General features: G+C 68.2%; 12 protein-coding genes. 8 read left to right on the forward strand and 4 right to left on the reverse strand.

Annotated features, from left to right (window positions below; genetic code table 11):
- Position 1 precedes the first annotated feature (1 nt).
- The 8 genes from ACEN9G_RS28125 to mntP all read left to right on the forward strand — a co-directional run bounded on the left by ACEN9G_RS28125 (position 2) and on the right by mntP (position 10,224).
- The gene (locus ACEN9G_RS28125; protein WP_483127340.1) at positions 2 to 898 is read left to right on the forward strand and encodes a carbohydrate ABC transporter permease; all 897 of its coding nucleotides are present in this window, start codon (positions 2 to 4) and stop codon (positions 896 to 898) included.
- A 2-nt stretch (positions 899 to 900) separates the two neighbouring features.
- Positions 901 to 1,827 carry a carbohydrate ABC transporter permease gene (locus ACEN9G_RS28130; RefSeq protein ID WP_483127754.1) on the forward strand — a complete coding sequence of 309 codons (927 nt, stop codon included), beginning with the start codon at positions 901 to 903 and terminating at the stop codon, positions 1,825 to 1,827.
- A 3-nt stretch (positions 1,828 to 1,830) separates the two neighbouring features.
- Entirely contained in the window at positions 1,831 to 2,883 is a 1,053-nt protein-coding gene (locus tag ACEN9G_RS28135; RefSeq protein WP_483127341.1) for an ABC transporter ATP-binding protein, read from the forward strand.
- Positions 2,884 to 2,935: 52 nt separating this feature from the next.
- Complete coding sequence (locus ACEN9G_RS28140) at positions 2,936 to 3,964, forward strand: LacI family DNA-binding transcriptional regulator (protein WP_413343646.1); 1,029 nt, start codon at positions 2,936 to 2,938, stop codon at positions 3,962 to 3,964.
- 90 nt (positions 3,965 to 4,054) lie between these two features.
- Positions 4,055 to 5,434, forward strand: coding sequence for a GH1 family beta-glucosidase (locus tag ACEN9G_RS28145; protein WP_483127342.1), 1,380 nt, complete (start codon positions 4,055 to 4,057; stop codon positions 5,432 to 5,434).
- Between the two features lie 111 nt (positions 5,435 to 5,545).
- A complete protein-coding gene (locus ACEN9G_RS28150) occupies positions 5,546 to 8,056 on the forward strand; it encodes a glycoside hydrolase family 3 protein (protein WP_483127343.1) in 2,511 nt (836 codons plus the stop codon).
- 126 nt (positions 8,057 to 8,182) lie between these two features.
- Complete coding sequence (locus ACEN9G_RS28155; protein ID WP_483127344.1) at positions 8,183 to 9,442, forward strand: sugar MFS transporter; 1,260 nt, start codon at positions 8,183 to 8,185, stop codon at positions 9,440 to 9,442.
- Positions 9,443 to 9,654: 212 nt separating this feature from the next.
- Positions 9,655 to 10,224, forward strand: coding sequence for a manganese efflux pump MntP (gene mntP / locus ACEN9G_RS28160; RefSeq protein WP_413339827.1), 570 nt, complete (start codon positions 9,655 to 9,657; stop codon positions 10,222 to 10,224).
- Here mntP and ACEN9G_RS28165 read toward each other — a convergent pair whose 3' ends face one another.
- Genes ACEN9G_RS28165 through ACEN9G_RS28180 form a run of 4 tightly spaced genes read right to left on the reverse strand, consistent with a single transcriptional unit; the run spans position 10,225 to position 14,631 of the window.
- The gene (locus tag ACEN9G_RS28165) at positions 10,225 to 11,379 is read right to left on the reverse strand and encodes an acyltransferase family protein (RefSeq protein ID WP_413339826.1); all 1,155 of its coding nucleotides are present in this window, start codon (positions 11,377 to 11,379) and stop codon (positions 10,225 to 10,227) included.
- Positions 11,376 to 12,887: a tryptophan halogenase family protein gene (locus ACEN9G_RS28170; RefSeq protein ID WP_483127345.1), complete on the reverse strand. Its 1,512-nt coding sequence runs from the start codon at positions 12,885 to 12,887 to the stop codon at positions 11,376 to 11,378. Before ACEN9G_RS28170 ends, ACEN9G_RS28165 begins: the two co-directional genes overlap by 4 nt.
- Positions 12,888 to 12,926: 39 nt before the next feature.
- A complete protein-coding gene (locus ACEN9G_RS28175) occupies positions 12,927 to 13,934 on the reverse strand; it encodes a cupin-like domain-containing protein (protein ID WP_413339822.1) in 1,008 nt (335 codons plus the stop codon).
- Entirely contained in the window at positions 13,921 to 14,631 is a 711-nt protein-coding gene (locus ACEN9G_RS28180) for a SapC family protein (protein ID WP_413339820.1), read from the reverse strand. The genes ACEN9G_RS28175 and ACEN9G_RS28180 overlap by 14 nt, the downstream gene beginning before the upstream one ends.
- Positions 14,632 to 14,648: the final 17 nt, after the last annotated feature.

Genomic DNA, 14,648 nt, shown 5'->3' on the forward strand with positions numbered 1-14,648 from the left:
CATGGCGACCTTACGACTCACGCGCGTCACGCCGTACACCGCGCTGCTGCCGATGGCCCTCGTGGCCGCACTCGGCTATCTCGGCGCCGGCCTGTGGACGTTTTATATCTCGCTGACCGGCTCGCGCACGTTCCCGTCCGGGCACTTCATCGGCCTCGCCCAATACCACCGGCTGTTCGACAACGAGCGCTGGATGCTCTCCCTGCACAACCTGGCCGTGTACGGCGTGCTGTTCGTGCTGGCCTGCTTGGTCATCGGCTTTTTGCTCGCGGTAGTCATCGACCAGAACGCGATGTGGAAAATGAGGGGCGAGGGCGTGTTCCGCACGATCTTCCTGTACCCGTACGCCATGTCGTTCGTGGCGACGGGCCTCGTGTGGCAATGGCTGCTGACGCCGGGCGACGGCATCGACGGCATCGACGGCAGCCTGCGCGCGCTCGGGTTCCACGACCTCCGCTTCGACTGGATCGTGTCGCAGGACTTCGCCATCCATACCGTCGTCATCGCCACCGTGTGGCAGATGTCCGGCCTCGTGATGGCGCTGATGCTGGCGGGCCTGCGCGGCGTCGACCCGGAAATCTGGAAGGCGGCACGCCTGGACGGCATCCCCGCGTGGCGCGTCTACGCCCAGATCATCCTGCCGATGCTGTGGCCCACCATCGCGACCGTCCTGCTGTTGCTGGCGACCGCGGTGGCGAAGCTGTACGATGCCGTGGTCGCGATGACGCAGGGCGGCCCCGGCATCGCCAGCGAAGTGCCTGCGAAATTCATCATGGACCACCTGTTCCTGCGCTCGAACGTGGGCCTCGCGTCGGCCGGCGCGATCGTGCTGCTCGTGCCGGTGCTCGCGCTGCTCGCGCCCTATGCCTATGCCCGCAGCCGCAAGGAGGCCGCATGAAAATGGAATCGATCGTCCCGCCGCTGCCGGCCACGACACCCGTCGCCGCGCCACGGCAGGCGGTCCGGCGCGCGCGCCGCCGCTGGACACCGGCCCGCATCGGCCTGTACGTGTTCCTGCTGGGCGCCGCGCTGTTCTTCCTGCTGCCGCTGTACGTGATGATCGTGACGTCGCTGAAGTCGATGGACGAGATCCGCCAGGGCGGCATCTTCGCGCTGCCGCACGCGCTCACGCTGGAGCCGTGGCGCCTCGCGTGGAGCGGCGTGTGCACGGGCGCCGCGTGCGACGGCGTGCGCACCGGGTTCTGGAATTCCGTCGCCATCACCGTGCCGTCGACAATCCTGCCGATTTTGCTGGGCGCCGTGAACGGCTACGCGCTGTCGTTCTGGCGGCCGCGCGGCGCGAACCTCCTGTTCGGCATCCTGATGGCGGGCGCGTTCGTGCCCGTGCAGGTGATGATCTACCCGCTCGTGCGCGTGATGGCATTGGCAGGCATCTTCGGTTCGCTGCCGGCGATCGTGCTCGTGCACCTGGTTTTCGGCATGCCCGTGATGACCTTGTTGTTCCGGAATTACTACTGCAACGTGCCGCATGAGCTGTTCCAGGCCGCACGCATCGATGGCGGCGGGTTCTGGCGCATCTTCCTGCAGGTGATGCTGCCGATGTCGCTGCCGGTCGCCGTCGTCGCGGCGATCATGCAGGTGACGGGCGTGTGGAACGACTACATCCTCGGCCTGGTGTTCGCGGGGCGCGACAACATGCCGATGATGGTCCAGCTGAACAACGTGATCAACACGACGACAGGCGTGCGGCAGTACAACGTGAACATGGCGGCGACGATCCTCACGGCGCTCGTGCCGCTCGCGCTGTACTTTTTCTCCGGCCGCTGGTTCGTGCGCGGCATCGCCGCCGGCGCCGTGAAAGGATAGGGAATGGCGAACGTCTCGCTGCGCAAACTGAACATTGTCCTGGGCGGCAAGCCCATCATCCGCGACCTCGACCTGTGCGTGGAACCCGGCGAATTCCTCGTGCTGCTGGGACCCTCCGGCTGCGGCAAGTCGACGCTGCTGCACAGTATCGCGGGCCTCGTCGACAGCGATTCCGGCGCCATCGAGATCGGCGGGCGCGACATGACGGACGCCGATCCGAGCGAACGCGGCATCGGCATGGTGTTCCAGTCGTATGCGCTGTACCCGACGATGACCGTCGAGGACAATATGTCGTTCGGCCTGCGCATCGCGGGCACGCCGAAGGCCGAGATCCGCCGCCGCGTGGACCGCGCCGCCGCGATGCTGCAGCTCGACGCGCTGCTGCGCCGCAAGCCCGCGCAGCTGTCGGGCGGGCAGCGGCAACGCGTCGCGATCGGGCGCGCGCTCGTGCGCGAGGCGCAGGTGTTCCTGTTCGACGAGCCGCTGTCGAACCTGGACGCGAAGCTGCGCGCGGAACTGCGGCGCGAACTGAAACTGCTGCACCAGACGCTCGGCTCGACGATGATCTACGTGACGCACGACCAGGTGGAGGCGATGACGCTCGCGACCCGCATCGTCGTCATGCAGGGCGGAGAGATCCAGCAGATCGGTACGCCGCTGGACGTGTACGAGCGCCCCGCGAACCGCTTCGTCGCGGGCTTCCTCGGCGCGCCGGCGATGGCCTTCGTGGAAGGCACGCTGGATGCGCAGGGACGTTTCGAGGCGGACGGCATGCGCTATCTGCAGGAAGACGCGGCGCGTCCCGCCGCACGATCCGCGGTGCTGGGCATCCGCCCCGAGCACGTGGCGATCCGGCCGGACGGCGACTGCGTCGGCGAAGTGACGCTGGTGGAACCGATGGGCAACCACCAGGTCGTGTGGCTGCGCCGCGGGAAGGCGACGCTGGCGTCGCTCGTGCATGACGCGCGCAGCTATGCGCCGGGCGAGCGCGTGGGCTTTTCGATCGATCCGGCGCGGGTGTCGCTGTTCGACCCCGCGAGCGGGAATCGCCTCTGAGCACGGCAAATGCAGTATCCTTCGGACGAATGACAGCATTGAGGAAGAGTTTGTGGCAACTATCAAGGACGTAGCGAAGCTGGCCGGCGTGGGCCTGGGCACCGCGTCGCGCGTGGTGAGCGGGAAGGGCTCCGTGTCGCCCGCGACGCTGGCACGCGTGAAGAAGGCAATCGACGAGCTGGGTTTCCGGCCCTCGCACGCGGCGCGCGCGCTGCTGTCCGGCACGAGCCGCATGGTCGGCGTGTACATCCCCGTGCTGAGCGGGACGTTCTACACGCCGATCCTGCAGATCATCGACACGGAACTGCGCGCGGCCGGCGTGCACATGGTGCTCGCGTTCGGCGTCGGGCTCGGCGACGAGCGCCGCCAGGCCATCGAGGGCGTCGAATTCCTCGTCGAACGGGGCTGCGACGGCCTCGTCGTGATGACCAGTGCGCTGCTGGAAGAAGACCTGGCCGCGCTGGGCGCGAAGTCCGGCCAGCTCGTTGCGCTGAACCACAGCTTCGATTCCATGCCCGGCCAGTGCTTCACCGTCGACCACGCGCTGGGCGGCCGCCTCGCGGCGCGCGCGCTGCTGGACCACAAGCACCGCAAGATCGCCGTCGTCGAAGGCCCGCGCCAGCTCGAGGACAACCGCGCCCGCATCGACGGCTTCATGAGCGAGCTGCGCGACAATGGCATCGACCCCGCGAAGATCTGGCGCCTGGAGAGCGACTTTTCGCCGGCCGGCGGCTGGGCCGCGGCCAAGCAGCTGCTCGATTCCGGCTACCCGTGCACGGCGCTGTTCTGCGCGAACGACGAGATGGCCGTGGGCGCGCTGTCGTACTTCCAGGAGGCGGGCATCCGCGTGCCGCACGACCTGTCCGTGCTGGGGTACGACGACACGCCGAGCGCCGCCTTCTCGGCGCCGCGCCTCACGTCCGTGCACATGCCGTGGCGCGAGATGACGCAGAACGGCATCAACGCTTTGCTGAACCTGTGCTACGACATGCGCCGTCCCGTCACGCGCGAATTCCCCGTCAGCGTGACGTTGCGCGCCTCGCTGGCCAAGGCCCCGGGCGCGAAGCGAAAGGCGGCCTGACCCGACTTCCTGATCCGGCGCGCCGCCGCATGCGCGCCTTTTTTCGCGGCGCCGCTGGAAAGCTTTCCAATCATAACGACAAAGACTACGATGACCACCTACGATTTCTTCCCGGGCGCCGACGGCCCCGAACCGCAGGCGCCGCAGCGCGCCGACTTCGGCTCCGATTTCCTGTGGGGCTGCGCCACGTCGTCGTACCAGATCGAGGGCGCCGGCAGCGTCGACGGCCGGGTCGAATCGATCTGGGACCGCTTCGCCGCGACGCCGGGCAAGATCCGCGACGGTTCCTCGGGCGAGGTCGCGTGCGACCATTACCACCGCTGGCCGGTCGACCTCGACATCGGCCGCGACCTCGGCCTGAACGCGTACCGCTTCTCGATCGCCTGGCCGCGCATCTGCGACGGGGTGAGTGAAAAGCCGAATGCGAAGGGCCTCGATTTCTACGACCGCCTCGTCGACGGCATGCTGGAGCGCGGCCTGCAGCCGTGGGCCACGCTGTACCACTGGGACCTGCCGCAATGGCTGCAGGACCGCGGCGGCTGGGCGTCGCGCGACACGGTCGACGCGTTCGTCGACATGGCCGACGCAGTGACGCGCCGCCTCGGCGACCGCGTGGGCCACTGGATCACGCACAACGAGCCGTGGTGCACGGCCATCATCGGCAATTACGAGGGCTGGCATGCGCCGGGCCTGACGGACCTCGGCACGGCGCTGCAGGTCGCGCACCACGTGCTGCTGTCGCACGGCAGGGCGGTGCCCGCGATCCGCGCGAACGTGCCGGGCGCGCAGGTCGGCATCTCGCTCAGCCTGCACCCGCTGCGGCCCGCGAGCGCCGCACCGGAAGACGTCGCCGCGATGGAGCGCCACGACGGCCTGCGTTACCGCTGGTTCCTCGACCCGCTGTACGGCCGCGGCTACCCGGAAGCGACGCTCGCGCAAGTGGGCAAGGCGGCGCCCGTCGTGTTCCCGGGCGACCTGGACGACATCGCCGTGCCGACCGACTTCCTCGGCGTGAACTACTACTTCCCGGAGACGGTGGCGCACGATCCGGACCACGGCCCGCTCGGCGCCCGCATCCTGCCGGCGCAAGGGGAGATCACGGCGATGGGCTGGCCCGTGGCGCCGCAGGGACTGTCCGAACTGCTGGCCCGGGTCGACCGCGACTACCGTCCCGGCCCGCTGTACGTGACGGAAAACGGCTCGTGCTACGACGACGTGGTGGCGGGCGACGGCGCCGTGCGCGACGTCGAACGCCGGCGCTACCTGATGCGCCACCTGGCCGCGCTGCGCCAGGCCGTGGCCGATGGCGTCCCCGTGAAAGGCTATTTCGCGTGGAGCCTGCTGGACAATTTCGAGTGGGCGGAAGGCTATCTGCGCCGTTTCGGCCTCGTGCACGTGGATTACGCGACGCAGGAACGCCGGCTGAAGGACAGCGCGAAATGGTATCGCCGGTTCCTGCACGGGGCGTGAACGCGAGCGGATGATTGACAGCGCGGGCGTTTGCCGTCAATATCTGCTGGGTCGATTGGAATCGTTTCCAATCGGCCGCCCACGATAACGAATGACCCCTGGAGACCCCGCATGACCACCCATCGCCCCAGCCACATCCGGCTCGCCGTCGCGTCCGCGCTGGCCGCCGCCGCGTTCTGTGCAACGGCCGCGCCGCAGATCACGGCCTGGCCGCACCTGAAGAGCGCGATCGCGCCCGACGCCGCCCTCGAGGCGCGCGTGCGCGAGATCGTCGGCCACATGACGCTCGCGCAAAAGATCGGCCAGATGACGCAGGCCGAACTGAAGGCCGTGACGCCGGACGACGTGCGCACGTACGATCTCGGCTCCGTGCTGAACGGCGGCGGCAGCTGGCCGCACAACGACAAGCACGCCAGCGCTGGCGAGTGGCTGAAGCTGGCCGACGCGTTCTACGACGCCTCGATGGCGACGGACATGGCGGTCAAGGTCCCGATGATCTGGGGCACGGACGCCGTCCATGGCCACAACAACGTCTACGGCGCCACCATGTTCCCTCACAATATCGGCCTCGGCGCCGCGCGCGACCCCGAACTGGTGCAAGCCATCGGCGCCGCGACCGGCAAGGCCGTGCGCGCGACGGGCATCGCATGGGTGTTCGGCCCGACCGTCGCCGTCGTGCGCGACGACCGCTGGGGCCGGACGTACGAAAGCTTTTCGGAAGACCCGCAACTGGTGCGACGCCTGTCCGGTCCATACGTGGCGGGCCTGCAGGGCGCGCTGAGGGACGACGCGAACGTCATCGCCAGCATCAAGCACTACATGGCCGACGGCGGCACGGAGTTCGGCATCAACATGGGCGTCGCGAAAGTCAGCGAGCGCGACATGATGAACATCCACGCGCAGGGCTATTACGCCGGCATCGAGGCGGGCGCGCAGACCGTCATGGCCTCGTTCAATTCGTGGAACGACGTCGCGGCCGGCAAGGACTACGGCAAGGTGCACGGCAGCCACTATATGCTCACCGATATCCTGAAAGACAGGATGGGCTTCGACGGCTTCGTCGTCACGGACTGGAACGGCCACGGCGAAGTGCCGGGCTGCCGCAACGACAGCTGCGCCCAGGCCATCAACGCGGGCATCGACATGGTCATGGTGCCGAACGACTGGAAGGCTTTTATTTCCAATACGATCAGGGACGTCGAGGCGGGCCGCATCCCGATGGCGCGCATCGACGACGCCGTCGGCCGCATCGTGCGCGTGAAGCTGCGCGCCGGCGTGTTCGGCAAGCGCCCGTCGCAATCCACCTGGGCCGGCAAGGACGACGCGCTGCTCGCGAAGGACCTGGGCCGCCGCGCCGTGCGCGAATCGCTCGTGCTGCTGAAGAACGAAGGACCGGCACTGCCGCTGGCCACGAACAAACGCATCCTCGTCGTCGGCAAGGCGGCCGACAGCATGGCCAACCAGACCGGCGGCTGGGCGCTGACGTGGCAGGGCACGGCGAACACGAATGCCGATTTCCCGAAGGCCGAGACGATCCTCGCGGGGCTGAAGGCGGCGGGCAGCAACGTCACGTACAGCGCGGACGCCGCCGGCGTGGATCCGGCCAGGTTCGACGCCGTCGTCGCCGTGATCGGCGAGGCGCCGTATGCGGAAGGCGACGGCGACATCGTCCCCTCGGGCACGCTGCGCCATTCGAGCCGCTATCCGGAAGACCTCGCCGTGCTGCAGAAGGTACACGGCAAGGGCAAGCCCGTGGTGACCGTGTTCCTGTCCGGCCGCCCGCTGTGGGTGAACGACTTGCTGAACCTGTCGGACACGTTCATCGCCGCCTGGCTGCCGGGCACGGAAGGCAAGGGCGTCTCGGACCTGCTCGTCGCGGGCAAGGGCGCGAAGCCCCATGAATTCCGCGGCAAGCTGTCGTTCTCGTGGCCGAAATCCGTGTGCCAGACGCCGCTGAACGTGGGCGACGCCGGCTATGCGCCGCTGTTCGCGTACGGCTACGGCCTGAAACGGCGCGAGCGTTCGCACATCGGCACGCTGGATGCGACGTATCCGGCCGGCGGCTGCAGCGCGTCCGACACGTACCCCGTATACGGCCAGGCGGACCGCGCGAGCTTCCCGCTGCGGATCGCCAGCGGCACGGCCGTGCAGCCGTTGGGCGCCGACCTCAATGCGGGCACCAGCCTGCCGGGCATCTCGGTCGCCATCGCCCAGATCAAGACGCAGCAGGATGCGAAGCTCGTCTCATGGACGGCGCCGGCGGCGTTCGAAGCGCACGGCGGCAAGCCGCTCGCGCTGCCCGCCGCGCTGGCGGACAAGGGCGTGCTGCGCTTCGACACGATCGTGCGGCAAGCGCCAGCCGGCAAGGTGACGATCGCAATGGCCTGCGGCGGCACCGCCTGCGGCACGCCGCTGGATGCGACCAGGCTGTTCACGGGCCTGGCCGGCAAGGGACGGCAGGAGGTCGCGATCCCGCTGGCCTGCTTCCGCGCGCGCGGCGTGGACCTGGCGAGAGTCGACACGCCGTTCCGCGTCGCCAGCGACGGCGCTTTCACGGCCGCCTTCGGCAACGTCGACGTCACCGCGGGCACCGGCACCGTCAAATGCGAGGACCTGCAATGAGTGGCTTGCGCCGGCTGGCCGCGCCCGACATCACGGTGCGCCCGCTTCGAGGGCAAGGGCCGGCTGCAGGCTTACCTGGCGCGCTGCTCGACGCCGCAACACCATAACCATAACAAAGGAGATTCCATGGCAGCTTCCCCCAACCCGTCCGTGCCCGTGAGCGCGGCATCGTCCGCGGGCGCGACCAACACCGGCCCGCTCGTCATCGTGACGATCCTGTTCTTCATGTGGGGCCTGCTCACGTCGCTGAACGACGTGCTGATCCCGCACCTGAAGGCGATCTACACGCTGAACTACCTGCAGGCGATGCTCGTTCAGTTCTGCTTCTTCGGCGCCTATTTCATCGTGTCGCTGCCGGCCGGCGCGCTGATCCGCCGCATCGGCTACCAGAAAGGCGCCGTCACGGGCCTGTTGATCGCGGCCGGGGGCTGCGCGCTGTTCTATCCGGCCGCGCAGGGCGGCTACGGCCTGTTCCTGTTCGCGTTCTTCGTGCTGGCGGCCGGCATCACGATCCTGCAGGTGGCCGCGAACCCGTACGTGACGGTGCTCGGCCCGGCCGCGACGGCATCGAGCCGGCTGACGCTCACGCAGGCGTTCAACTCGCTGGGCACGACGGTGGGCCCGGCGCTGGGCGGCATGCTGATCCTCGCCGGCGCAAGCACCGTCGCGGCCGACCAGGCGGCGGCCGTGCAGGGACCGTATCTCGCGCTCGCCGCGGCGCTCGCGCTCCTCGCCGGCCTGTTCGCGCTGGCCCGGCTGCCGCGCATCGACCATGCGGATGCCGAGGTGCCCGCGGCGGGTGCCGTCGGCTCCGCGCTGCATCATCGCCACCTCGTGCTGGGCGCCGTCGCCATCTTCCTGTACGTGGGCGGTGAAGTCAGCATCGGCAGCTTCCTCGTCAACTTCCTCGGCGAGCAGCAGGTGGCGGGGATGCCGGCGGCGCAGGCGGCGAGCTACGTCAGCGTGTACTGGGGCGGGGCGCTGATCGGGCGCTTCATCGGCTTTGCCGTGATGCGCGTCGTCAGCCCCGGCAAGGCGCTCGCGTTCAACGCGCTGCTGGCCATCGCGCTCGTGCTGGCCGCGATCTTCGGCCGGGGCCAGGCCGCGATGTGGGCGATCCTCGCCGTGGGGTTGTGCAATTCGATCATGTTCCCGACGATCTTCAGCATGGCGCTGCACGGCCTGGGACGCCACACGGGCCAGGGCTCCGGCATCCTGTGCATGGCGATCGTGGGCGGCGCCATCGTCCCGTTCCTGCAAGGCTGGCTGGCCGACCGCATCGGCGTGCAGCCGTCGTTCTTCGTGCCGGCGGCCTGCTATGGCTTCATCCTGTTCTTCGGCGTGAAGTATGCGAACCTGCATCGCCAGGTGGCCACCACCGGCTGAGACTGGCCATGCCGGCATCTTTTGCAGTAAAATGCCGGCATCCCATTGGGGAGTAGCCTGCTTCCGCCCTGCGGAAGTTCCCGTATCAACATACTCGACAGCCCTGGCTGACGTGGTACGGGCAGCCGTTTCGGTTGGCAAGACCTTTGGTATGCCTGCGCGTTCATCGGGCCGCGCCGGCATGCCTTCGCGTTTGCCCGACTGGAACCACAATGAATCTCCTCGCCACCGCAGCCCTCGCCCTCGCCATGTCCACCGACGCATTCGCCGTCGCCGTCGGCAAGGGCGCCGCGCTGCAACGTCCCCATCTCCGCGAAGCCCTGCGCACGGGCGCCATCTTCGGCGTGATCGAAGGCCTCACACCCGTCATCGGCTGGGCGCTGGGCCATTGGGCCGCGCCGTACGTCCAGGCGTGGGACCACTGGATCGCGTTCACCCTGCTGGGCGTGCTGGGCCTGCGCATGATGCGCGAAGGCCTGTCGGGTGCGGACGAAGCCGAGGACGACAAGCCGACGAGCCACTCCTTCTGGCTGCTGGCTGTGGCAGGCTTTGCGACGAGCATCGACGCGATGGCCGTCGGCGTGGGCCTCGCGTTCATCGACGCGAACATCGTCACGACGGCCGGCGCGATCGGCCTGTCGACGTTCATCATGGTGACGATCGGCGTGATGGTGGGACGCGGCCTCGGCAAGCTGGTGGGCAAGCGCGCCGAATTCGTGGGCGGACTCGTACTGATCGCGATCGGATCGCTGATCCTGTACGAGCACCTCGGCCAGGGCTGATCAGCCGTTCGCGACCGGCGCGGCGACCGCCGGCTTGCGGTCCATCCAGCGCCGCGTGAGCCAGGCGCGCACGGGTTCGTCGTAGTACTTCAGCAGCAGCCACGCCAGCGCGACGCAGACGGCGAAGGTGGCCGCGGCGACGGGCACGCCGTCCCGCAGCGACACGTGGTTCGCGTTGGTCCACGCGGTGTACGTGTAGACGAACGGATAGTGGACGATGTAGAGCGGATACGACAGCCCGCCCAGCGCGGCGCACACGCGGGCCGTACGGGCGCTTCCCTGCGCACTGGCGCCGAGCCAGATGACGAACGGGAACACGGCGACGATGCACAGGGATTCGTACAGCCCGTTCATCCACAAGGTGTCCGGGCCGCCGATGCGCGGCAACGCCATCGTCGCGAACAGGATCGCGGCGCTGACCGGGAACGCGTACGCGACGCGGCCCGGACGCACGACGCGCGACAGCAGCAGTCCCGCGAGGAACGGGTAGGCCAGGCGCGTGAACCCGAGCTGGAACTGGACGGGGTCCAGCGACCAGCCGCCGATCACGTCGCCGTTCGGCCCCGCCAGCAGGTAGTCAACAAGCCCCACGCCGGCCAGCAGCGCGAGCACGCCGAGGATCCGGTTCGGCAGCCGCCGCAGCACCAGCGCGTACAGCACGTTCGCCACGTATTCGAAGAACAGCGACCATGCCGGGCCGTTCAGGGGATGCATTTCGGCCCAGCCACGCAGGTCCATGCTGGGTGGCACCGGCAGCAGGGTCATGCCGATCACCATGATCAGCAGCACGCGCCACAGCGGTGTGTCCGCGATCATCGGGAACAGCGGCCCGGCCTGGAAATAGAACATCAGCGCGCCGATCACCATCGCGACGACGATCATCGGATGCAGGCGGATCAGCCGGCGCTGGAAGAACTCGCCCAGCGACATGCGCCGCCAGCGGTCGTCGTACGCATAGCCGATCACGAAGCCGGACAGCAGGAAGAAGAAGTCGACGGCCAGGTAGCCGTGGTTGATCACCTGCGCGAAGCGGTTGACGGCATGCGCCTCGCACAGGTGGAACGCGACGACCGTCAGCGCCGCGACGCCGCGCAGGCCGTCGAGGACGGGGTAGTGCCGCCTGGTGTCGGCGAAGCCGCCGGCCGCCGCAGTCACGGCTTGCCCGCCGGGCAGTAGCGCTCCACGTATTGCTGGTGCGGCGGCAGTTGCGACGCCGTGCGGCGCACGCCGTTCCTGATGCCGTCCAGGAAGCCGCGCAGCTCGTCGTCGCCCATCAGGTCCGCGCTCGGGTGCCAGCGTTCGGGCGTGAGGCCCTGGCCCAGCATCACCTGCACCCACGAGTTTTCCGCAAAGAGTTCGTTCCCTTCGCGGAAGACGCGGGCGCCGTCGCGGAACAGGTCGATGCGGTGCTGCAGGCTGTCCGGCACCACCATCGTCGCCGCGTCGTGCCAGTACGGCGTGTCGCGCCGGTTCGTGACCTTGTAGTGCAGGATGATGAAGTCGCGGATCGTGCGGATGTCTTCCTCGGTCTGCAGGTTGAATTCGTCGACGTCCGCCTGCTGGATGCCGTAAGTCGGGAACGTCTGCAGCAGGCGCACGATGCCGCGCTGGATCAGGTGGATGCTCGTCGATTCGATCGGTTCCAGGAAGCCGCTCGCGAGGCCCAGGCCGATGCAGTTGCCGATCCAGACCTTCTTGCGCTGGCCCGGCGTGAAGCGGATCACGCGCGGCTCCGTGAGGACCTTCCCCTCGATGTTGCCGAGCAGCGTGGCGCGTGCCGTGGCTTCGTCCGTGTAGCGGCTGGAGAACACGACGCCGTTGCCCGTGCGGTGCTGCAGCGGGATGCGCCATTGCCAGCCCCAGTCGTGCGCCATCGAGCGCGTCAGCGGCACGGCCGGGCCGGTCGATTCCGTCTGTACGGCGATCGCGCAGTCGTTGAACAGCCATTGCGACCAGTCTTCGTACTCGGCGCCCATCGTCTGGCCCAGCAGCAGCGAGCTGAAGCCAGTGCAGTCGATAAACAGGTCGCCCTCGACGCGTGTGCCCGAATCCAGTACGAGCGCGGTGATGTGACCTGTGGCCGGGTCGGTGTCGACGCTGGCGATCTTCGCTTCGATGCGCTCGGCGCCGAAGTGTTCGGAAAAGCGGCGCAGGTAGCGGGCGTAGCGCGTCGCGTCCAGGTGGTAGGCATAGTTGATGCCCTGGTTCGGCAGGTGGCCGAAGCGCTTTTCCTGTGACGCGACAAGTTCCAGGCAGTAGTCGCCGTAGTCGCCGGCGAGGCCGCGGTCGCGGCCCTTCAGCCAGAAGTGCTGGAAGCCGGCCGTCCAGTGGTCCGTGCCCGTCATGCCGAACGAGTGGATATAGTCTTCGCCGCGCGCGCGCCAGCTTTCGAAGCTGATGCCCAGCTTGAACGTGGCCTGCGTCGCGGCCATGAATTCCTGTTCGCCGATGTCGAGCAGGCGGTGGAAGTGGACGAGGCTCGGGATCGTCGCCTCGCCGACGCCGACGGTCCCGATGTCGTCCGACTCGACGAGCTTGATGTCGATGACCTTGCCGAGGGTGCGCGCCAGCGCCGCCGCGGCCATCCAGCCGGCGGTGCCGCCGCCGGCGATGACGACGCGCCGGATCGGGCGGCCGCGCCCTTGTTGGTTATTGTTCTCCATGTCTCTACTCCTGGCTTGTACGCGTTGTCTTCTTTAGTCTTATCTGTTTATGCGGCGCAGCAGCTGGCCGCGCAGGACGCGGGCACCGTCCTCGTCGAGAGGCGACAGTGCATAGCGCGCATTCTCGGGAATGTGCGCGAGGTTTGCGGGGTCCCGCTCGAAGATGTAGTGGCGGAAGATTTCCTGCCACGCGTGCCGCTGCTCGGGCGGCAGGTCGCGCATCGTCAGGATCGCCAGCATCAACGCGTTCGTCGGCGTGTCCATGTAGTCCGGGGACTGGCGCCACCAGTAGTTCACGAGCACGTTGAACGCGGACAGCGCTTCCACGTGGTGCCACCACATCGACGGGATGAACAGCGCGTCGCCCGGCCCCATCTCGGCCACTTCCGCATGCTGCAGCGCCTCGGCGTAGCGCGGGAAGCGCTCGAAGTCGGGGTTGCGCACGTCGACGAGGCTGATCGCCTGGCCGGCCGGATTGAAGTCGAGCGGGCCGACGTACAGGTTCTTCAGCTGGTCCGGCGGGAACAGCGTGAAGCGCCGCTCGCCGACCGCGACGACCGCCATATTGTCGGGCAGGTCGTAGTGCGTGGCGACGACGGTGCGGTTGCCGATCCAGATGCTGGCCAGCGGATTGCGGTCGCCGAGGTCCAGGTCGTTCTCGGCGCGCAGGCCGGGCAGGGCGCCGTCGATCGACGTCGAGCCCACGTAGATCGCCCCGGGATCCGGCCGCTTGCGGTGTTCGGCCAGTTCGTCCAGCACCTGGTCGAGTCGCCCGCGCACGTTGTGGAAGTTGAAGCCCGTGATCGTGTCGTTGTAGAAGAAGCGGCCGCCGATCTGCGGGGGGCCGAGCATGGCGTTGACGGTCGCGTCACGATAAAACCGGCGCAGGTAGGCGTCGGCGCTTTCGGCGGATGCGCGTCCCCTTTGCACGAGGGGCCAGTCGGCCGCGAGGCCGCGTACGATGTAGGGCCGCGTTGCGCGCAGCATCTCGTCCGGCAGCTTGTTGTCGCCGAACGAGACTTCCCGGACGTGCTTAACGGATGTCATTGGCGCGGTTCTTCCGTTGGATCAGGTCGCGGAACTGCGCCAGCGACGCCACCGCCATGTAGATGGCCTGCAGATAGCCGTTGTCGTGCAGGCGCGCGAGCTGCTCGCCCGTCAGCTTCGCGAGGCGGTCTTCGTTGATCGTGTAGAAGCCGGCCAGGCGGTTCTGCGAGCCGTCGTCCAGTTCCACGTCCAGCACGAACGATTCGATCAGTTCCAGCTCGACGAGCGCGGCGACGAACGCGCGCGATGCGGCGAGGCCTTCGTGGATGGTGCGCAGCACGGAGCTGATGCGTTCCAGGTATTCGCTCGTGCCGCCGTAGGTCAGGAACAGCGCCTCGCCCTCGATGCCGCCATCGCGCACGCGCGGGCTGTCCAGGTCGACGTGGACGGACAGTTCCTCGCCGCTGCGGCCGATCACGAACGGCTGGCGTTCGATCGTCAGCGGGATGGTCGGCGCGTCCCAGCCGTTCGGGCCGAGGAACAGGTTTTCGCCCGGTTCGAAGCCGAGCAGGGCGAGCGCGTCGTAGCCGCCGTTGCCGTCCTGCGCGAAGACGATCGGGTAGCAGGCTTGCAGGTCGCGGAATTCGGCGGGGAAGGTCAGCGCCGACATCACGGCGTCGCCGTACGCCGCGCCGCGGGTAGTGACCACGCGCAGGTTCTTGTGGTCGACGTTGTTCAGGGGTGCATGGTTGGCCATCGGTAGTAGTCTCTCTC

The organism is Massilia sp. Masssp94 (genome assembly GCF_059491305.1).